The following is a 19,372-nucleotide window of genomic DNA, read 5'->3' on the forward strand; positions in this document are numbered from 1 at the left end:
TACAAGCGATGACATTCAGGCCAGCGCCTTGCCGACGATCTCCCGCACATCGCGCGAGAGGCTCGGATGTGCCGCCACGCGCTTGAGCGCGTCCTGCATGGCGTCGCGCAAAGTGGGCACGTATTTGCGCCAGCGGTCCAGCGCGCGCGCCAGGCGGGCAGAGACCTGCGGGTTGATGGCGTCGAGCGCCAGCACCTGCTCGGCCCAGAACGCATAGCCGGAACCATCGGCGGCGTGGAACTGCGCGGGGTTGCCCGAGCAGAAGCTGAAGATGAGCGAACGCGCGCGGTTCGGGTTGCGCAGCGTGAAGGCCGGATGGGCCATCAGCGCACGTACGGTGGCGAGCGTCGGCTTGCCTGCGGCGCCCGGTTGCATGGCCTGCAGCGAGAACCACTTGTCGATGACGAGTGCGTCGTCGGCAAAGCGCGTGTAGAAATCGGCCAGTGCTGCCTCGCGGCCGGGGGCATAGCTGTTGACCATCGCGGAGAGGGCACCCATGCGGTCGGTCATGTTGGTGGCACCGGCATATTGCTGTTCGGCCAGGGCCAGCGCCTCAGGGGCTTCCGTTTCTACCAGGTAGCCGAGGGCGATGTTCTTGAGTGCGCGCTTGCCGGCAGACACCGCATCGGGCGAGTAGGGGCCGTCGGTCTGGTTGTCCTGATAGGCGCGCAGCAACTCTGCGTTGAGCTTCTCCGCGAGCGTGCGGCGCAGCCTGCGGCGTGCGGTGTGAATGGAAGCCGGGTCTGCCACGTCCATGCGCTCGGCCAGGTAACTCTCGGCCGGCAGGATCAGCATCTGCTCGCGGAAGGCCGGGTCAAGCGAAGTGTCGGCGACCACGGCGCGCAGGGCTTCGACCAACGCTGGGTCGACCGCCGGTGCGCGGCCGTGCTGGATGTCCGTCACCATGCGCAGCAGGGTGTCGGTGGCCAGGCGCTGGCCGGCTTCCCAGCGATTGAACGGGTCGGAATCGTGCGCGAGCTGGAATGTGAGCTGCTCCGTCGTATAACCGTATTCGACGATAACCGGCGCCGAGAAATTGCGCAGCAACGAGGGCAACGGCGCTTCGGCCACATCTTCGAAGACGAAGGTCTGCTTGGTTTCGGTGAAGTCCAGCACGCGCGTGGTCACGGGCGAGGGCGATGCGGCCTCGCCACGCAAACGCAGCGGCAAGTCGCGGCCGTTCTTGTCGATCAGGCCGATCGCAAACGGAATGTGGAACGGTTGCTTCTGGATGCCGCTGTTCACTTCGATACCGACCGGCTCGCAGCGCTGGCGCAGCGTGAGCGTGTAGGTGTGCGTGGCGGCATCGTGGTGGCCTTCGACTGCCACGACCGGCGTGCCGGCCTGGCTGTACCAGCGGCCGAATTGCGTGAGGTCTCGGCCGTTGGCATCGGCCATGGCGGCGCGGAAATCGTCGCAGGTGACGGCATGGCCGTCGTGACGCTGGAAGTACAGGTCCATGCCCTTGCGGAAACCGTCGCGGCCGAGCAGCGTCTGGTACATGCGGACGACTTCGGCGCCTTTTTCGTACACCGTGACGGTGTAGAAGTTGTTGATTTCTTCGTAGCTGTCGGGCCGCACCGGGTGGGCCATCGGGCCCGCATCTTCGGGAAATTGCGCCTGGCGCAGCAGTCGCACGTCTTCGATGCGCTTGACGGCGCGAGCGCTGGCAGCGGCGGCTTCATTGCCGGCTTGCGCGGCCGCTTGTGCCGCCATGTCGGCGGAGAATTCCTGATCGCGGAACACCGTCAGGCCTTCCTTCAGGCTCAACTGGAACCAGTCGCGGCACGTGACGCGGTTGCCTGTCCAGTTGTGGAAGTATTCGTGGCCGACCACCGATTCGATGTTGGCGAAGTCAACGTCGGTGGCCGTCTCTGCATTGGCCAGCACGTACTTCGTGTTGAAGATGTTCAGGCCTTTGTTCTCCATCGCGCCCATGTTGAAGTCGCCCACGGCGACGATCATGAAACGGTCGAGATCCAGCTCCAGGCCGAAGCGGCGCTCGTCCCAGTGGATGGAGTGGATGAGCGAATCCATCGCGTGGCGGGTCTTGCCCAGATCCTGCGCTTCCACCCAGACCTGCAGCAGCTTCTCTTTGCCCGAGGCGGACTGGATGCGTTCTTCAATGCACTCAAGCTTGCCCGCCACCAGGGCGAACAGGTACGACGGTTTCTTGAACGGGTCGTGCCACACGGCTTCGTGGCGGCCGTCCGGCAGGTCGCGTTCCGACACGAGGTTGCCGTTGGAGAGCAGCACCGGGTAATCCGCCTTCGATGCGCGCAGCGTGACGGTGTAGACGGTCATCACGTCCGGGCGGTCGAGGAAGTAGGTGATCTTGCGGAAGCCCTCTGCCTCGCACTGCGTGAAGAAATTGCCGTTGGAAACGTACAGACCCATCAGCGACGAGTTGGCGGCGGGGTTGCAGTACGTCGTGAGTTCCAGCGTGAAGCTGGCGCCAACATCGGCCGGCACGGCCTCGATGGTGAGCGTGTCGTCGGAAGCCTGCAGGCCGGACAGCGCCTTGCCGTCGACCGTTGCGCCCGCCAGTTCCAGCCCTTCACCCGCCAGCACGAGCGGCTTGCCGGCATCCGTGCGCGTCAGGCGCATGCGGTTGACGACACGGGTGCGCTCGGGCACGAGATCGATCTCCAGGGCCACTTCGTCAATGCGGAAAGCGGGCGCGGTGTAGTCCTTGCGGTAAATCGTGACGGCGGTATCGGTGCGCAACATCGGTAACATCCTCGTAGAGGTACGCAAAAGGCCATTGTACTCAGCCCCTCGGCGGGAATCTTCCGCGTAGGGCGTCACTCTGAGTAACAGACCGCGCGCAGCCTGTTTCCGGGGCCCGCGGCCATCTGTCTGATTGAGAGTAGGGGGATTTTTATGTGGAAATGGATCAAGTCATCGGGCGTCTGGCCGATGGCCGGCGCGTTGATGGCGGCCAGCCTCCTGGCGGGCTGTGCCAGCACGGTCACCAGTCAGGTGACGGCGTTCCGGCAACCCGGCTGGACCGACACCCCGCCGCGCACCTATGCCTTCGAACGCCCCGCAGCGCACCAAAATGACTTGGAACGCCAGACCTACGAGGCCTGGACATCGGACCAACTGGCCGCCCACGGTTTTACCAGCGTACCGCGCGCCAGCGCGCGCTATGTGGTCCGCCTGGACTATTCGACGGCAACGCGCCTCGTGCAGGTGCGCCAGCCCGTGTATCCGGATCCGTACTGGGGCCCCGGGCCTTGGGGGCCGTGGCGCAGTCCCTGGGGGCCCTGGGGCCCGTGGGGTCCGCAATACGTCGACACGAACGTCCAGGTGCCGTTCTACGCCTATCACGTGGAAATTGACGAGGCAGCCACTGGTCAACGTGTTTATCAGGTGACGGCGCAAACGCAGGGTGGGGATGGATCGCTGACGGCTGTGATGCCTTATCTGGTGCGCAGCGCTTTTGCCAATTTCCCGGCGCCGAATGCGCAGCCCATCCTCGTGGAACTGCCGGTTGATCCATCGGTGAAACCGGCGGCGAAACCAGCATCCGGGCCGGCACCTAAGTAGTGCGCCCGGGTGGGTTTTGGCCGGCGGTCTACGTTAGAATGCGGGACCTAATCTGTAGGCCGCCAGCCGTACCCGCTTGAGCGTTGTCACTTCATCCCGTCTCGCGCCGACCGCCACCCTTGGCCGGCGCTGCGTCCGCTCCGTCGCTACCCTCCTGACGGTGCCCCAGAACGCGTGCGGCCTCGCCCCCGGTTTCTCTCTGTTCCCACTGGTTTTTGCCACTTTGTCTCAGGGAGTTTCTGCCTGAGCGCTTGAGCGCCTCTCCGCGGAACTCCCCATCAGGATGCATTGCTATGAACGACAAGCTTCACGACGCCTCGCCGGATTCCCAAGACCAAGGCGCCGAGGCCGAACTGCGCCGCGCGGCGTTTGAATATCATCGCGCTCCGACGCGCGGCAAGATCGAGGTTCGCCCGACCAAGGCGCTGATCAATCAGCGCGACCTCTCGCTGGCGTATTCGCCGGGCGTGGCGTATCCGTGTACCGCGATCGAGCAAGACCCGTCGCTGGCGGCGGAGTACACCTCGCGCGGCAACCTTGTCGGCGTGATCACCAACGGCACCGCGGTGCTGGGTCTGGGCGACATCGGCCCGCTGGCCAGCAAGCCCGTGATGGAAGGCAAGGGCTGCCTGTTCAAGAAATTTGCCGGCGTGGATGTGTTCGATATTGAACTGGCCGAGCGCGACCCGGACAAGCTGGTCGACATCATCGCCTCGCTTGAGCCGACACTGGGCGGGATCAACCTCGAAGACATCAAGGCGCCGGAGTGCTTCTACATCGAGCAGAAGCTGCGTGACCGCCTGAACATTCCCGTCTTCCACGATGACCAGCACGGCACGGCGATCATCTCGTCGGCGGCGCTGCTCAACGGCCTGAAGGTTGTCGGCAAGGACATCGGCAACGTGAAGGTGGCCGTGTCAGGTGCGGGCGCCGCGGCGATCGCCTGCCTGGACGTGATGGTGGGCCTGGGCGTCAAGCGCGAGAACGTCTACGTGGTCGACTCCAAGGGCGTGATCTACGCCGGCCGCGACGCCAAGATGGAGCCGAACAAGGCGCGCTATGCGCAAGACACGTCGGCCCGTACGCTGGCCGACATCGTGCGTGATGCAGACGTGTTCCTGGGTTGCTCGGCGGCCGGCGTGCTGACCGCCGACATGGTCAAGACCATGGCCCCGAAGCCGATCATCCTGGCGCTGGCCAACCCCGAGCCGGAAATCCGCCCGGAAATCGCCAAGGCCGCGCGCCCGGACTGCATCATCGCCACGGGCCGTTCGGACTACCCGAACCAGGTCAACAACGTGCTGTGCTTCCCGTACATCTTCCGCGGTGCGCTCGATTGCGGCGCCACCAAGATCACGGAAGAGATGAAGCTGGCCTGCGTGAAGGCCATTGCCGAGCTGGCCGAAGCCGAAACGAACGATGCCGTGGCGCAGGCTTACGCCGGCCAGGACCTGACTTTCGGCCCGGATTACATCATCCCGAAGCCGTTCGATTCACGCCTGATCGAGAAGATCGCGCCGGCCGTCGCCAAGGCCGCAGAAGAGTCTGGCGTAGCCACGCGCCCGATCAAGGATCTGGACGCCTATCGCGCCCAGCTGAGCGACTTCGTGTACCACACGGGCCTGACCATGCGCCCGGTGTTCTCGGCCGCCAAGGCCAACCCGAAGCGCGTCGTGTACGCCGAAGGTGAAGAAGAGCGCGTGCTGCGCGCGGTGCAGACGGTGGTCGACGAAGGCTTGGCCAAACCGATCCTGATCGGCCGCCCGCACGTGATCGAAATGCGCATCCAAAAGGCCGGCCTGCGCCTGAAGCCAGGCGTGCATTTCGAGCTGGTCGATCCGGAAGACGACCGCCGCTATCACCAGTACCACACCGCTTACCACGAGCTGATGGGCCGCAACGGCGTGACGCCGGACATGGCGAAGTCGGCGCTGCGCCGTTCGAACACGCTGATCGGTGCACTGCTGGTGCGCCTGGGCGATGCCGATGCGCTGCTGTGCGGCACGGTCGGCCGCTTCGACGCCCACCTGGAACACGTGCGCGACGTGATCGGCTTGGCCCCGAACGCCAAGGTGTTTGCCGCCATGAACGGCCTGATGCTGGAGAAGCACACGCTGTTCATCACCGACACGTTCGTCAACGAAATGCCGAGCGCAGAAGAGCTGGCCGACATCACCAAGCTGGCGGCAGAAGAAGTGCGCCGTTTCGGCCAGGAGCCGAAGGTCGCGATGCTGTCGCACTCGATGTTCGGCTCGTCGAAAAATGCATCGGCCCGCCGCATGCGCGCTGCGTATGACCTGCTGAAAGTGGAAGCGCCGGACCTGCAGGTGGAAGGCGAGATCCAGGGTGATGCGGCGCTGTCGGAAGACATCCGCCACCACTTCCTGCCGAAGAGCGCGTTCTCGGGCAGCGCAAACCTGCTGGTGATGCCGTCGCTCGACGCCGCCAACATCGCGTTCAACCTGCTCAAGATCACGGGCGGGCAGGGCGTGACGGTGGGCCCGATCCTGCTGGGCGCGGCCAAGCCGGTGCACATCCTGAACCCGTCGGCCACATCGCGCCGCATCGTCAACATGACGGCGCTGGCGGTGGCGGACGTGTCGGCTACGCGTTGATCGGTTGATCCGACGCTTGGGCCGCAGAAGGTGGGCGGCCCAAAAGAAAACGGCGCCTGGGGAAAGTCCAGGCGCCGTTTTTCTTTGCTGCCGACTGCTTAGAACTTCGCGCGGATGCCCACGCCAAAGGTGTCTGCCGAGCTGAGGTTCGTCACCTTGTCGCGCATGTACGCGGCGTACACATCGGTGCGCTTGGACAGCGAATAGTCGTAACCGACGGCCCACGTGTTGCGCTTCACGTCGGCCGCGCCCGAAGTCTTCGTGTACGCGTACGACGCGAGGATGCTGCCCGGGCCGACCGGCACCGATACCCCCAGCTGCCCGCCGTTGCTCTTCGCATCGCCGGAGTTGATGGCGTTCTTGATGTACTGGTACTGGCCGTAGACCTTGGCCACGCCAAAGTCGTACGTGGCACCCAGCTGCGCCGCGGTCTGGCGCGAGAAGCCTGCCACCAGTGCGTTCAGGTCACCCGGAGCGGAGTCGAAACGCACCTGCTGGAACGCTGCGGTGGCCGCGAAGTTGCCACGGAAGTACAGGACGTTGCCGCCCCACTTGTTCTGGCCGTTGTGACCAGCCTGCTCGCCCGCGCCGTAGATGAAGTTGGCGGTCAGACCATTGAAGTCCGGCGTCGAGTACATGATCGAGTTGTTCCAGCCCGAATCGCCGACGAGCCCCGAGATGCCGCCGGGGCCGCTCAGGCCGTTGCCGAGGTACGTGTGGAACACCATCGGCGAAAACGTGTACGAATCGATGAACGGGTTGAACAGGATCGTCGACACGAAATACGGCGGCGTCAGGCGGCCGAGCTTGATCGAGCCCCAGGTGCTCGATTGCAGACCGACGAACGAGTTGCGGGCGAAGAACGTGTCGCCGTCAAAGCGGCCGTACTTGCCGGTGTCGGGGCGGAAGAACGCTTCCAGCGTGAAGATTGCCTTCAGGCCGTTGCCGAGGTCTTCGCTGCCCTTCATGCCCCAATACGACGTGGACATCCCGCCCGAGTTGACGCCCCAGGCGCGGTCCGATGCGCCCAGGCTCTTGGTGGCGCCCGCCCAGGCATCCACCTGGCCGTACAGCGTGACGGACGATTGCGCCTGCGCACCGGCACTTGCTGCCCCCAGTGCCGATGCCACTGCCAGCGCGGCCATGCCACGCTTGAATTTCGACTGCATTGCTACCTCCTTTGTTGTTGAAGATCACTGCAGGTTGCGCCGCATTCTTTGATGCAGTCACAGGCCGGCTGGTCAGGCTCCATGCCGGACGGTGTCCCATGCCCCATGACACCGCGCCCACAGCGTTGTTTTTTGCTGATGACCCTGAAAAATCAGTTTGCTGAAATCAAATCGGCCAGGCGGAAACCTGCAATGCGATGAATCTGTTCGAGCGACGCACGCAGCTCGGTATCGCGGTCGTTTTCCACGCGCTTGCTGAAGTTGTCGATGATCCCGTGGCGGTCATAGCCGCGCACTGCCAGGATGAACGGGAAGCCGAACTTTTCGTTGTACTGCGCGTTGAGTGCCTGCAGGCGTGCAAACTCTTCCGGCGTGCACTGGTTCAGGCCCGCACCGCTTTGCTCGCGCGTCGACTCGGCGGTCAGTTCACCGCGCACGGCCGCCTTGCCCGCCAGCTCGGGGTGAGCGCGCACGAGCTTGAGTTGCGGCTCAATGCCGGCGGTGTCCACGGCATTGCGCATGGCAGCCGCGAGCGCCTCGGCCGAACCGAACGGGCGCTGCGTGGCGGCCTGTTCGGCAACCCACGGCGAGTGCTCGTAGACGCCCCCGAGGACTTGCACGAACTGCGATGCGTCCATGCCGTTGAGTTGCGAGAGGGTGTAGGTGGTCTGGCTCATGCTGTGGTGCTCAAAACGGGTTGCTTGGCATACGGATGGTTCTGGATCCAGTGCTGCGCGATGTCGATACGGCGGCAGATCCAGACCTTGTCGTGCGATTGCACGTAGTCGAGGAAGCGCTGCAGCGCACGGAAGCGCGCCGGGCGGCCCAGCAGGCGGCAGTGCATGCCGATCGACAGCATCTTCGGCTGCGCGAGGCCGTTCGGATCGCCTTCCTCGTACAGCACGTCGAAGGCGTCCTTCAGGTATTGGTAGAAGTGGTCGGCCGTGTTGAAGCCTTGCGGGCTGGCAAAGCGCATGTCGTTGGTGTCGAGCGTGTACGGCACCACCAGGTGCGGTTTGTGCTCGCCGGACGAGGTTTCGACTTCGGTCCAGAAGGGCAGGTCGTCGCCGTAGTAGTCGGCGTCGTAGGCAAAGCCGCCGTGCTCGACCACGAGGCGGCGCGTGTTGGGGCTGTCGCGGCCGGTGTACCAGCCCAGCGGTGCATTGCCGGTCAGCTCGCGAATGATCTCGACGCCGATGCGCATGTGCTCGCGCTCGGTGGCTTCGTCGACGTTCTGGTAGTGGATCCAGCGCCAGCCGTGGCAGGCGACTTCGTGGCCCAGGTCAACGAAGGCTTGCGTCACGTCCGGATGGCGCTGCAGGGCCATCGACACACCGAAGATCGTCAGCGGCAGGCCGCGCTTTTCAAACTCGCGCAGGATGCGCCATACGCCCGCGCGTGATCCGTATTCGTAGATCCCCTCCATGCTCATATGGCGGGCGGGGTAGGCCGCGGCGCCGATGATTTCCGAGAGGAACTGCTCGGAGCCGGCATCGCCGTGCAGCACGCAGTTCTCACCGCCTTCCTCGTAGTTGAGGACGAACTGCAGGGCGACGCGCGCGCCGCCCGGCCAATTGGCGTTGGGCGGGTTCTTGCCGTAACCGATGAGATCGCGCGGATAGTTATTGTTTGTCATGGTTTTTCATGTCGAGGAGACTTCATACAACACCGGTCAGACAGTGGAATGCGGCTTTCCAAATTCACGACATCACAGCGGCGTCATGAACCAGGCAAGGCGCCATCGCGTCAGGCCGGGACTGCCCGGGCAGCCTGCGCCAGTTCCAGCGCGAGCTTCCGGTGAACCGTGAGATGGGCGTCGAGTTCAAGCGTGGTCAGGCGGCCGTCTTCGACGACCACGCGCCCGTTGATCACGCTGTGCGCCACGTTGGACGGGGCGCAGAACACCAGCGCCGCGACGGGGTCGTGGTCGGCACCGGCAAAGCCGACCTGGTGACGATCGAAGCTGACAAAGTCGGCCGACATGCCGGGTGCGAGCGCGCCGATGTCGTCGCGGTTGAGCACACGTGCGCCGCCGAGCGTGGCGATCTCCAGCGCCTCGCGCGCGCTCATCGCCGCGGGGCCAAAGCCGACGCGTGCGAGCAGCATGGCTTGGCGCGTTTCGCCGAGCATGTGTGCGCCATCGTTCGACGCGCTGCCATCCACGCCCAGCCCGACCGGCACGCCGGCATCGCGCATGGTGCGGATGGGCGCAATGCCCGACGCCAGCCGCATGTTCGAGCACGGGCAATGCGCAACGCCGGTGCCGGTGCGTGCGAACACGTCGATGCCGTGCGCGTCGAGCTTCACGCAGTGCGCATGCCACACGTCGCGGCCAACCCAGCCGAGGTCTTCCGCGTACTCGGCCGGCGTCATGCCGAACTTCTCGCGCGAGTAAGCGATGTCGTTGTCGTTCTCGGCCAGGTGGGTGTGCATCGATACGCCGTAGCTGCGCGCGAGCTTGGCCGACTCGCGCATCAGGTCACGCGAGACGGAGAAGGGCGAGCACGGCGCCACCACCACACGCAGCATCGAATGGCGATCGGCGTTGTGCCATGTTTCGATCAGGCGCTGCGTTTCCTTCAGGATGGCTTCTTCGCCTTCGACGACGCGGTCCGGCGGCAAACCGCCCTGGCTGCGGCCGACGCTCATGCTGCCGCGCGCCGCGTGAAAACGCATGCCGATCTGCTGCGCGGCTTCGATCGAATCGTCGAGCCGGCTGCCGTTCGGATAGAGATACAGATGGTCGCTGGACGTCGTGCAGCCCGAGAGCAGCAGTTCCGCCATAGCGGTAAGCGTAGACACGCGCACCATCTCGGGCGTGAGGCCGGCCCACACCGGATACAGGTTGGTCAGCCAGCCGAACAGTTCAGCATCCTGTGCGGCGGGCAGGGCGCGCGTCAGGCTTTGATACATGTGATGGTGCGTGTTGACGAAACCCGGCGTGACCACGTGGTCGCGCAGTTCCATCACGCGTACGTTGGGTTCACCGATGGCCTCGCGATACTGCGACGGCAGATCGGCCGTGGCGCCAACCCATTCGATCACGCCACCGCGCGCAACCAGGGCGCCGTCGGCGATCTCGCGGCGTTGCGCATCCATGGTGACCAGCACGTCGGCATGACGGGCGATCAGAAGCGGGTCGTTGTGCGCGACAGTGGCGTTCATGCAATTACTCCGTGCCGTGGGTGTTGGCGGCAGCGTCGCGCATTGCGTGTTCGCTCGACTGCATGCCGTTGTAGTACAGGTTCAGGATGACCGCGACCAGCGTGCCCAGCACGATGCCGCTGTGCGTAACAGGCTCCAGCCAATGCGGCAGGTATTGGAAGAAGGTCGGTGCCAGCGTCGGGATCATGCCGAAGCCGATCGAGATCGCCACGATGAACAGGTTGTGGCGGTACTTGTTGAAATCGATCGAGCCGAGAATGCGCACGCCGGTAGCGGCCACCATGCCGAACATCACAATGCCCGCACCGCCCAGCACGAACGAGGGAACCGATGCCACGATGTGCGCCATCTTCGGGAACAGGCCCAGCGCGATGAGAATCACGCCGCCCATGGCCGCCACGAAGCGCGAACGCACACCCGTGACCGTCACCAGCCCGACGTTCTGCGAGAACGATGTGTACGGGAACGTGTTGAACACGCCGCCGATCACGGTGCCAAGACCGTCGGCGCGCAGGCCGCGTGTGAGGTCATCGGTGGACAGTTTCTTGCCGGTGATTTCCGCCAGCGCCAGGAACATGCCCGTCGATTCCACCAGGGTGATCAACATCACGATGCACATCGAGGCGATGGCGCCGAAGTGGAAGGTCGGCATGCCGAAGTGCAGCGGCGTGATGACGGCCACCCAGTCGGCGTCGGTAATGCCGGCAAAGCTGACCTTGCCGAACGCCATGGCGATGAACGTGCCGATCACGATGCCCAGCAGCACGGCAATGTTGCCGATCAGGCCGCGGCCGTACTTCGTCAGCAACAGGATGATGACGAGCACCGCCAGCGCGATGCCAAGGCCGCTCAGGTCGCCGTAGGCCGGGTTGGGCACGGTCTTGAGCACGCCGTCGACCATGGTCTTCATGGTCGGCTGGCCGCCTGCGGCCCAGTTGATGCCCACGCCCATCAGCGACATGCCGATCAGCGTGATGACGGTGCCCGTCACGACCGGCGGGAAGAGCCCGAGCACGCGCCCCATGAGCGGCGCGACGATGATGCCGAACAACCCCGCCGCGATCACGGCGCCGTAGATGCCGAGCAGGCCGATGCTGGGGTCGGTGCCAATGGCGATCATCGGGCCCACCGAGGCGAAGGTCACACCCATCATGACCGGCATGCGAATGCCGAACTTCCAAATGCCGAAGGCCTGGATGAGGGTGGCAAGGCCGGCTGCAAACAGATCCGCGTTGATCAGGAAAGCGAGCTGTTCCTTGGGCAGATGCAGTGCACCGCCCACAATCAGAGGCACTGCCACGGTGCCTGCATACATCACCAATACATGTTGCAGACCCAATGCGAGCAGGCGTCCGTACGCCACGCGCTCATTGGTCAGATCCGCCGTGGGGGCGGCGATGGTGCTGCTTGCCATAAAGGTCTCCTTTGGGTGGTAAGCCGGACGGCGTCCGGCTTGGAGCCTGTCCACATTCCTGCTGCGCGCCCCGGTTCTGGCCTTGTGACACGTGCCGTCCTGATGTCGGGCGGTGTCTCTCGGGCCAACCTTCGGCGGGTCGCTACGGATCGTGGACAGGTTCTTGGGCGGCCGGCCTCTGTCGTGCCAGCTCGCCCAGTACAGCTAAACCGGTCCTAGACTTTGTCCTTCCCGCCGCGCGGGCCCAATACCGAACGCAGATCGAAATCAGCGGGCGCTTCGGGGCGCACGCGATCGGCGCAGCATTGCAAGTGCTGGGCCATGTGGGCCTGGGCAGCGCTGGCGTCGCCACGCTCCAGGGCATTGAGGATGTCGAGGTGTTCGTCGAACGAGCACGCGTTGTTGCCGGGAGCCTCCACGCTGGCGATCATCAGCGTGGTGCGCGACACCAGTCGACGCATCATCTCGACCACCAGCGGATTGCCGGATTGCTCGGCCAGCGCCACGTGAAATTCCGCAGACAGCCGAATCCAGCGCGGACGATCCTGCGTGACAAACGCCTGGCGTTCCTGTTTGACGAGTTCGAGCAGCGGGGCGACGGCTGCCTTGGGATTGCTGCTGCGGCCGACCTTGTCGAGCACCGCACGCTCCAGGATCTGGCGCAGCTCGAACATGGCGTGGGCTTCGTCGATGGAGGGCGCCGCGATGAACGCGCCGCGATTCGGCTCCAGGTCGACCAAGCCGTCAGCGGCCAGTTGGGAGAAGACCTTGCGCACCGTATGACGCGCGGTGGCATAGATTTCGCACAGCGCATGCTCCGTCAGCTTGGTGCGCGGGGGCAGGCGGTGCTCCATGATCGCGTCGTAGATCTCGTGATACATCCGTTCTTCGACCGACATGCGTGTTGCTCCCGATGCCTTGACGCCCGATTTCGACGTCGCTTCCGTGGAGACCAGCTTGAGATTCTTGGACATGGCAGATCCGCCTTTGAGTAACGCGCCGCAGCATAAGCAACTGCGAAAATCTGTTGACAATTATTCGTGGCGGCCTTCAATATTGTCAACAAAATGCGTTCGGGAATCCGACAAACTAGGGAAATCCCTGTTTCAAGCCGAGTCTAGCGACTCGGCAGAAGCAAGGCGTCGGACCCAGGACGAGCGACGGCTTTGCCGGTTTGGCATGCACCCTCCAAACATGGGCGGCAGGCGTAAACCGGCTGGACGCGCGCCGGGATGCGTGCACAGCACGTACCGAGCGGGCCCCGACGCCAGCCCTTGTCACACAAGGGTTTGGCGCGAGGTGCAAGTGGAGGCAGCGGCGCTTCTGAAAATTCGAACTACAGAGGAAGACAAATGGGACGCTTGACCACCCATGTGCTCGACACCGCTGCAGGCACGCCGGGCCAAAACCTGGCGATCGCACTGTTCAAAATTGTCGACAATCAGCGGCAACCGATCAAGTCGGTCCGCACCAATCACGATGGCCGTTGCGATGCGCCGCTGCTTGAAGGCGACGCGCTGCAAACCGGCGTGTACGAGCTGGACTTCGGCGTGGGTGAGTACTACCGCGCCGCCGGCGTCAAACTCCCCGAGCCCGCGTTCCTGGACGTGGTGACGCTGCGCTTCGGCGTGGCCGACACCAGTGCGCACTACCACGTGCCGCTGCTGGTGTCGCCGTGGTCGTATTCGACCTATCGCGGTAGCTAACAGGGCAGGGAGTCATCATGGAAGGCTATATCCTCGACTGGGCCAACTTGCTCTTGCGTTGGCTGCACGTGATCGTCGCGATCGCGTGGATCGGGTCGTCGTTCTACTTCGTCTGGCTCGATAACAGCCTGACCAAGCCGACCGCGCCGGACCTGAAGGACAAGGGCGTCGACGGCGAATTGTGGGCGGTGCACGGCGGCGGGTTCTACAACCCGCAGAAGTACCTGTTGGCGCCGAAGCAACTGCCGGACCATCTGCACTGGTTCTACTGGGAGTCGTATTCGACCTGGATGTCGGGCTTTGCCCTGCTGACGGTGGTGTACCTGTTCAACGCCAACGTCTACATGATCGATCGCAGCGTGTTCGACATGACGGCGACGACGGCCGTGCTGCTGGCGCTGGGCTTCCTGGTGGTCGGCTGGCTCGTGTACGACACGATCTGCCGCGTATTCGGCAAGAACGACCGCGTGGTCGGCATTCTCGTGGCGATCTACGTGGTGATCGCAGCGTTTGCGGCATGCCATCTGTTCTCGGGCCGCGCGGCATTCCTGCTGATCGGCGCGATGATCGCAACGATCATGAGCGCCAACGTGTTCTTCTGGATCATCCCGGGGCAACGGAAGGTGGTCGCCTCGCTCAAGGCTGGAGAAAAACCGGACCCGATCCACGGCAAGCGTGGCAAGCAGCGCAGCGTGCACAACACGTATTTCACGCTGCCGGTGCTGTTCGCGATGCTGTCGAACCACTACAGCATGACGTACGCCGCCAAGTACAACTGGGTTGTGCTGGTGCTGATCATGCTGGCTGGCGTGCTGATCCGTCAGTTCTTCATCCTGAAGCACAAGGGCGTCGTGAACTGGGGCTATCCGGCAGCTGGCGTGGCTGTGCTGTTGGGTGTGGCGGTGTGGCTGGCTCCGGTGTCGCGTCCGGCAGCCCCGGTGGCAGAAGCCCCGGCGGCGACGGCGCCTGTAGCAGCGGCAGAAGGCAGTGCTTCGGCACCGGCTGCAGCAGGCCTGGCCACTGCGGCAGCTGCAGGCGGTTCGGACTTCGCCAAAGTACAGGCAGTCGTTACCGCACGGTGCTACCAATGTCACTCGGCTCATCCTACCCTGATGCCTTCGCCGGCTAAGGGCGTGTTGCTCGATACGCCGGAAGAACTGGGCAAGCATGCACAGCTCGTCTACCAGCAGGTCGTGCAGCAAAAGCTGATGCCGCTGGGCAATGTGACGCAAATCACCGACGACGAGCGCACGATCATCGCCAAGTGGTTCGAAGGCGGCGCCAAGACGAACTGAGGCGCTCGCTGAGCAACAACAGAACGGTTTATCGGAGCATGCCATTCGTTCCCTAGCGGATGGCATGACCGGTGAGGGTTGAACGGGGCTGCGGCCCCGTTTTTTTTCGCCTGAAGCGTCTGCAGTGATGTGTCCGTGGCTGGGCTGAATCGCCGCTGCGTCACCAGCCCCAAGGGGCGCCGACAGGGCAACCCCAGAGCCTCGGATTGGCGACTTATTTCCCGACGCCGAGCAACGCCAGCACGCCCAGCACCAGGAAGATCAGCGCCGCAATCCGATGCACCAGCGTGATCGGCATGCGCGCAGCGAACTTGTTGCCCATCAGTACTGCCGGCACGTTGGCGAGCAGCATGCCGACAGTCGTGCCCGCCACGACAGAGAACACGTCGTGAAAGCGCGCGGCCAGTGCCACGGTCGCGATCTGCGTCTTGTCGCCCATCTCGGCAAAGAAGAACGCAACGATGGTGGTCCCGAGGATGCCCAGGCCGCGCTGCGTCGTCGAGGGCGCTTCGTCGTCGTCGAGCTTGTCCGGAATCAGCATCCACCCCGCCATGGCGATAAAGCCGACGCCCAGGATCCACCGCAGCACGTTCTCGCCGAGCACGTGCGTGATCCAGCCACCGACGGCGCCGGCCAGTGCGTGGTTGACGAGGGTGGAGATGAAGATGCCGAGAATGATCGGCACCGGCTTGCGAAAACGCGCGGCCAGCAGGATCGACAGCAGCTGCGTCTTGTCGCCGATTTCTGCGAGCGCGACGATGCCGGTGGAGACGAGAAAGGCTTCCATGTTGTTGTGGTGTCCGGGCCGTATGCGAACCAATGACGCGCCACTGCCGGCCCTGTCCGCAGTGGGTTGTCATCGGTCTCGCCAGGCGCGTCACCGGGTGCATGGATGGCACCCTGAGTGCGGCTGACCACGCCATAACCACCTGTCGTTGCGACGGCGGTCAAGTCTGTTGACGTGGCCCTCGAAGTGACGACTTCGAGCGGCTACTCCCCAATGGAAGCCGCGATTATAAGTGCATCAAGCGTTGGCGCCAACCGCAAATTTCGCCGGTTCACCCTGCACGTATGTGGCGGATACCGCACGGTCCTCGCCCAGGAGCGCCAACGAGAACAGCAGCTCTTCCAGCGTTTCCGAGCGGGCGTTGCGGCGGGCCAGCAGCGGCGTGGCGGCGGGGTCCAGCACGATGAAGTCGGCTTCGGCGCCCGGTACGAAGCTGCCGATGCGGTCTTCCCAGCCCAGCGCTTCGGCGGCGCCGCGCGTGGCCAGGTAGAACATCCGCAACGCCGTCAGGTGATATCCGCCCATGCGCGCGACCTTATGCGCAGTGCCCATCGTGCGCAGCATCGAGAACGAGCTGCCGCCGCCAACGTCGGTCGCCAGCGTAAGCGCCAGGCGGTACGCGTCGTTCTTGTGGAAGTTGTAGAGGCCGCTGCCCAGGAACAGGTTGGAGGTGGGGCAGTGCGCAACGGCTGCGCCGGATTCGGCCATGCGTTGGCGGTCACCGTCGTCCAGCCAGATGGCGTGGCCGTAGAAGGCGCCTTTGCGCAGCAGCCCGTAGCGGTCGTAGACGTCCAGATAGCTGCGTGCGTTGGGGAACAGGTCGGCCACCCATTTCACTTCGTCGGGGTTTTCTGCGACGTGCGTCTGGATGAAGACGTCCTTGTATTGCTTGGCGAGTTCTGCGCAGGCCTGCAGCTGCGCTTCGCTCGAGGTGGGCGCGAATCGCGGCGTGATGGCGTAGGCCAGACGGTCCTTGCCGTGCCAGCGCGAGATCAGGTCGGCCGTGTCGCGTGCGCCGGATTCGGCCGTGTCGCGCAGGTATTCCGGGCAGTTGCGATCCATCATCACCTTGCCCGTGATCATGCGCATGCCACGTTGCCGGGCTTGCGTGAACAGCGTCTCGGCAGAGCCGCGATGCACGGTGCTCCACACCATCGCGCTGGTCGTGCCGTTGCGCAGCAGTTCGTCGAGGAAGAACGAGGCGACGCCGGCGGCGTACTGCTCGCTTTCGAAGCGGTGCTCTTCCGGGAACGTGTACGTCTCCAGCCAGTGCAGCAGGCCCGGCGACGGCGACGCGATCATGTCCGTCTGCGGGAAGTGGATATGTGTGTCGATGAAGCCCGGGACGATGAGCTTGCCGCTGTAGTCGTGCAGTTGCGTACCGAGGGGCAGGTCTTCGCGCAGCGCGGCATAGTCGCCGGCCTTGACCACCTTGCCGTCCGACACCACGAGCAGGCCGTCCTCCCAGTATTCATAGGCATCGCGCTCGCGATACTGCGGGTCGTGCAGGAAATGCAGCACACGGCCGCGGTAAGCGTGAACGGAATTGGAAGTCGGAGGCATCGTGGTCATCGTCGTCTCGTGGATTTTTAGTGTGCGGCTTTCCAGTGGTCGTCGACCTTGGCAAGCCACAGGGCTTTGTCCTGTTCGGGCAGGAAGGACGCCTCGAAGCTGTTGCGCGCGAGCGCGTGGGCATCGGCCGCAGACAGGTCAAGGGCGTTGAACGTGGCGAGCCAGTTGGTGTTCATGTAGCCGCCAAAGTAGGCCGGATCGTCGGAATGCAGCGTCACGGCGCAGCCGGCGTCCAGCAGTTGCTTGAGCGAGTGGTCGCGCAGGTCGGGGTAGACCTTCAGTTTTTCGTTCGACAGCGGGCAGACCGTCAGCGCGATGCGTTCGGCCGCGAGGCGCTTGACGAGCGCGGCATCGTCGATGGCGCGGACGCCGTGATCGATGCGCTCTACCTTGAGGATGTCGAGGGCGTCGATCACGTATTGCGCCGGGCCTTCTTCACCGGCGTGGGCGACCAGGCGCAGGCCGAGTTCCTTGCAGCGTGCGAATACGCGTGCGAATTTTTCGGGCGGGTTGCCACGCTCGGACGAATCCAGCCCCACGCCGATGATGCGGTTGGCCGGGTCCTGGATATAGGGCAGAGCCGCTTCGAGCGTGTCGAAAGCGTCTTCCTCGCTCAGATGGCGTAGGAAGCAGAGGATCAGCGCGCTGGAGAAACCGTGCTCGCGCTCGGCGTCATCCAACGCGCGGACGATGCCGTGAATGACCACATGCATCGGCACGTTGCGGGCGGTGTGCGTCTGTGGGTCGAAGAAGATCTCGGCGTGGTGGACGTTGTCGGCAAGCGCGCGTGCCACGTACGCGGCCGTCATGTCGTAGAAATCCTGCTCGGTGAGCAGCACGCTCGCGCCGGCGTAGTACAGGTCGAGAAACGATTGCAGATCGTCGAAGGCGTAGGCCGCGCGTACTTCTTCAACGGATGCATACGGCAGCTTTACACCGTTGCGCTCGGCCAGCGCGAACATCAGTTCGGGTTCGAGCGAGCCTTCGATGTGGATGTGCAGTTCAGCTTTCGGGCTGGTGGCGATGCGTTCTGCAAGCGCGGAAGAAATCGGCATGATCAGACAGACGTGGGGACTCGGTAAGGGACCGCCGCGCCGCTGCTGGCGCTGGTGAGCGCTTGTTGTTGCAGCTCTCGCACCTGGAGCAGTTGCGCGACGACGGATACCGCAATGATATCCGGCGCCTTGTCCACAATGCCCGCCACGCCGATCGGGCACACCATTTCCGGCAGGCGCGTAGGGTCCACGCCGTGTTCGACCATGCGATGCTCGAAGCGCGCGCGCTTGGTCTTGGAGCCGATGAGGCCGAAGTAAGCAAAGTCCGTGCGGCGCATGATGCGTTCGCACAGCGCAAGGTCCAGCGCATGGTTGTGCGTCATGACCAGGAAGTAGCTGCCGGCGGGCGCCTGATCGATCACGGCTTCCGGTGTGTCGGTGGATTCGATGACGACGTTCGGCGGCACTTCCGTGGGAAACGGGAACATCGCATCGCGCTCGTCCACCCACGTCACGCGGCACGGCAGATGAGCCAGCGCACGAACGATGGCGTGACCGACATGGCCCGCGCCGCACAGCACGATCGACATGTCGGGCGGCAGCACGGTTTGGGTGAATCCGCTGGCGTCGAGCGTCACGCCGGCTGCGGCGGCATCTCCGATGCTCGCTTGGACAGGCGCTTCCACATTGGCCGGCACAAACCGGCGCAGGCTGCGGCGTTGGCGCATGGCGTCATCCGCAAGGCGGATCCATTCCACATCGCGCGCATCGAGGCGCTCCAACGACAGGCGGACCACGCCGCCGCAGCATTGGCCGAGCGCCGGCCCCAGCGGAATACGCACGAACTGGCGGCGCGCTTCGCCGGTGGCCTCGGGCGCGTCCATCATCGTCTGGGCGATTTCCATCGCGCGCCACTCGAGATGGCCGCCGCCGATGGTGCCGTAGAAACCGTCGGTGCCCACCAGCATGAGCGTGCCCGGTTCGCGCGGCGCCGAGCCCTGCACGTCTGTCACCGTGACCAGCACGCACGGCTGCCCGGCCTGCACGGTGGCAAGCACATCGGCGAAGCGGAATGGGCGCAGTTGCGTGTGGTCCATGGTGT

At 64.3% G+C, this 19,372-nt stretch carries 15 protein-coding genes and 1 riboswitch; of the genes, 4 read left to right on the plus strand and 11 right to left on the minus strand.

The genetic code is table 11. The features are described from left to right. Nucleotides 1-15 precede the first annotated feature (15 nt). The gene (gene pepN / locus N511_RS0120555; RefSeq protein ID WP_027680991.1) at nt 16-2,730 is read right to left on the minus strand and encodes an aminopeptidase N; all 2,715 of its coding nucleotides are present in this window, start codon (nt 2,728-2,730) and stop codon (nt 16-18) included. A 153-nt stretch (nt 2,731-2,883) separates the two neighbouring features. Between pepN and N511_RS0120560 the strand changes: the two genes are divergently transcribed. Then, nucleotides 2,884-3,552, plus strand: a complete 669-nt coding sequence (locus tag N511_RS0120560; RefSeq protein ID WP_027680992.1) for a DUF4136 domain-containing protein — start codon at nt 2,884-2,886, stop codon at nt 3,550-3,552. Between the two features lie 293 nt (nt 3,553-3,845). Further along, on the plus strand, nt 3,846-6,167 hold the full coding sequence (locus N511_RS0120565) for an NADP-dependent malic enzyme (protein WP_027680993.1): 2,322 nt from the start codon (nt 3,846-3,848) through the stop codon (nt 6,165-6,167). Between the two features lie 98 nt (nt 6,168-6,265). Here the strand turns inward: N511_RS0120565 and N511_RS0120570 are convergent, their stop codons facing one another. The 6 genes from N511_RS0120570 to N511_RS0120595 form a co-directional block, all read right to left on the minus strand. Continuing rightward, nucleotides 6,266-7,336: a porin gene (locus N511_RS0120570; RefSeq protein WP_027680994.1), complete on the minus strand. Its 1,071-nt coding sequence runs from the start codon at nt 7,334-7,336 to the stop codon at nt 6,266-6,268. 152 nt (nt 7,337-7,488) lie between these two features. Beyond that, nucleotides 7,489-8,013: a 2-oxo-4-hydroxy-4-carboxy-5-ureidoimidazoline decarboxylase gene (gene uraD, locus N511_RS0120575; protein ID WP_027680995.1), complete on the minus strand. Its 525-nt coding sequence runs from the start codon at nt 8,011-8,013 to the stop codon at nt 7,489-7,491. Beyond that, nucleotides 8,010-8,972 carry an allantoinase PuuE gene (puuE, locus tag N511_RS0120580; protein ID WP_027680996.1) on the minus strand — a complete coding sequence of 321 codons (963 nt, stop codon included), beginning with the start codon at nt 8,970-8,972 and terminating at the stop codon, nt 8,010-8,012. Before puuE ends, uraD begins: the two co-directional genes overlap by 4 nt. 110 nt (nt 8,973-9,082) lie before the next feature. Continuing rightward, complete coding sequence (locus tag N511_RS0120585) at nt 9,083-10,501, minus strand: 8-oxoguanine deaminase (protein WP_027680997.1); 1,419 nt, start codon at nt 10,499-10,501, stop codon at nt 9,083-9,085. 4 nt (nt 10,502-10,505) lie between these two features. After that, nucleotides 10,506-11,915, minus strand: a complete 1,410-nt coding sequence (locus tag N511_RS0120590; RefSeq protein ID WP_027680998.1) for a nucleobase:cation symporter-2 family protein — start codon at nt 11,913-11,915, stop codon at nt 10,506-10,508. Between the two features lie 215 nt (nt 11,916-12,130). Continuing rightward, the gene (locus N511_RS0120595; RefSeq protein ID WP_027680999.1) at nt 12,131-12,889 is read right to left on the minus strand and encodes a GntR family transcriptional regulator; all 759 of its coding nucleotides are present in this window, start codon (nt 12,887-12,889) and stop codon (nt 12,131-12,133) included. Between the two features lie 378 nt (nt 12,890-13,267). On the opposite strand from N511_RS0120595, the gene uraH reads away from it, so the two are divergent. Beyond that, nucleotides 13,268-13,621 (plus strand): hydroxyisourate hydrolase, encoded by a 354-nt coding sequence (gene uraH, locus N511_RS0120600; protein ID WP_027681000.1) that lies wholly within the window; start codon nt 13,268-13,270, stop codon nt 13,619-13,621. Between the two features lie 17 nt (nt 13,622-13,638). Next, nucleotides 13,639-14,916: a urate hydroxylase PuuD gene (locus N511_RS0120605; RefSeq protein ID WP_027681001.1), complete on the plus strand. Its 1,278-nt coding sequence runs from the start codon at nt 13,639-13,641 to the stop codon at nt 14,914-14,916. A gap of 214 nt (nt 14,917-15,130) precedes the next feature. On the opposite strand, the gene N511_RS0120610 is transcribed toward N511_RS0120605, so the two are convergent. From N511_RS0120610 to xdhC, 4 genes are all read right to left on the minus strand, one after another. Next, the gene (locus N511_RS0120610; RefSeq protein ID WP_027681002.1) at nt 15,131-15,703 is read right to left on the minus strand and encodes a TMEM165/GDT1 family protein; all 573 of its coding nucleotides are present in this window, start codon (nt 15,701-15,703) and stop codon (nt 15,131-15,133) included. A 54-nt stretch (nt 15,704-15,757) separates the two neighbouring features. Next, a riboswitch (yybP-ykoY riboswitch) is annotated at nt 15,758-15,927 on the minus strand. Nucleotides 15,928-15,940: 13 nt separating this feature from the next. Further along, entirely contained in the window at nt 15,941-17,275 is a 1,335-nt protein-coding gene (guaD, locus tag N511_RS0120615; RefSeq protein WP_027681003.1) for a guanine deaminase, read from the minus strand. A gap of 17 nt (nt 17,276-17,292) precedes the next feature. Beyond that, a complete protein-coding gene (locus N511_RS0120620; RefSeq protein WP_012436085.1) occupies nt 17,293-18,330 on the minus strand; it encodes an adenosine deaminase in 1,038 nt (345 codons plus the stop codon). Between the two features lie 2 nt (nt 18,331-18,332). Continuing rightward, on the minus strand, nt 18,333-19,367 hold the full coding sequence (xdhC, locus tag N511_RS0120625) for a xanthine dehydrogenase accessory protein XdhC (protein ID WP_027681004.1): 1,035 nt from the start codon (nt 19,365-19,367) through the stop codon (nt 18,333-18,335). Nucleotides 19,368-19,372 lie beyond the last annotated feature (5 nt).

This window comes from Ralstonia sp. UNC404CL21Col (assembly GCF_000620465.1).
Classification (GTDB): Bacteria; Pseudomonadota; Gammaproteobacteria; order Burkholderiales; family Burkholderiaceae; genus Ralstonia; species Ralstonia flatus.

Coding starts and splice junctions, on each gene's coding strand:
- N511_RS0120590 (WP_027680998.1), bottom strand. CDS start 11,915: ATGGCAAGCAGCACCATCGCCGCCCCCACGGCGGATCTGACCAATGAG.
- N511_RS0120620 (WP_012436085.1), bottom strand. CDS start 18,330: ATGCCGATTTCTTCCGCGCTTGCAGAACGCATCGCCACCAGCCCGAAA.
- puuE (WP_027680996.1), bottom strand. CDS start 8,972: ATGACAAACAATAACTATCCGCGCGATCTCATCGGTTACGGCAAGAAC.
- N511_RS0120570 (WP_027680994.1), bottom strand. CDS start 7,336: ATGCAGTCGAAATTCAAGCGTGGCATGGCCGCGCTGGCAGTGGCATCG.
- uraD (WP_027680995.1), bottom strand. CDS start 8,013: ATGAGCCAGACCACCTACACCCTCTCGCAACTCAACGGCATGGACGCA.
- xdhC (WP_027681004.1), bottom strand. CDS start 19,367: ATGGACCACACGCAACTGCGCCCATTCCGCTTCGCCGATGTGCTTGCC.
- N511_RS0120585 (WP_027680997.1), bottom strand. CDS start 10,501: ATGAACGCCACTGTCGCGCACAACGACCCGCTTCTGATCGCCCGTCAT.
- N511_RS0120610 (WP_027681002.1), bottom strand. CDS start 15,703: ATGGAAGCCTTTCTCGTCTCCACCGGCATCGTCGCGCTCGCAGAAATC.
- uraH (WP_027681000.1), top strand. CDS start 13,268: ATGGGACGCTTGACCACCCATGTGCTCGACACCGCTGCAGGCACGCCG.
- pepN (WP_027680991.1), bottom strand. CDS start 2,730: ATGTTGCGCACCGATACCGCCGTCACGATTTACCGCAAGGACTACACC.
- N511_RS0120560 (WP_027680992.1), top strand. CDS start 2,884: ATGTGGAAATGGATCAAGTCATCGGGCGTCTGGCCGATGGCCGGCGCG.
- guaD (WP_027681003.1), bottom strand. CDS start 17,275: ATGACCACGATGCCTCCGACTTCCAATTCCGTTCACGCTTACCGCGGC.
- N511_RS0120565 (WP_027680993.1), top strand. CDS start 3,846: ATGAACGACAAGCTTCACGACGCCTCGCCGGATTCCCAAGACCAAGGC.
- N511_RS0120605 (WP_027681001.1), top strand. CDS start 13,639: ATGGAAGGCTATATCCTCGACTGGGCCAACTTGCTCTTGCGTTGGCTG.
- N511_RS0120595 (WP_027680999.1), bottom strand. CDS start 12,889: ATGTCCAAGAATCTCAAGCTGGTCTCCACGGAAGCGACGTCGAAATCG.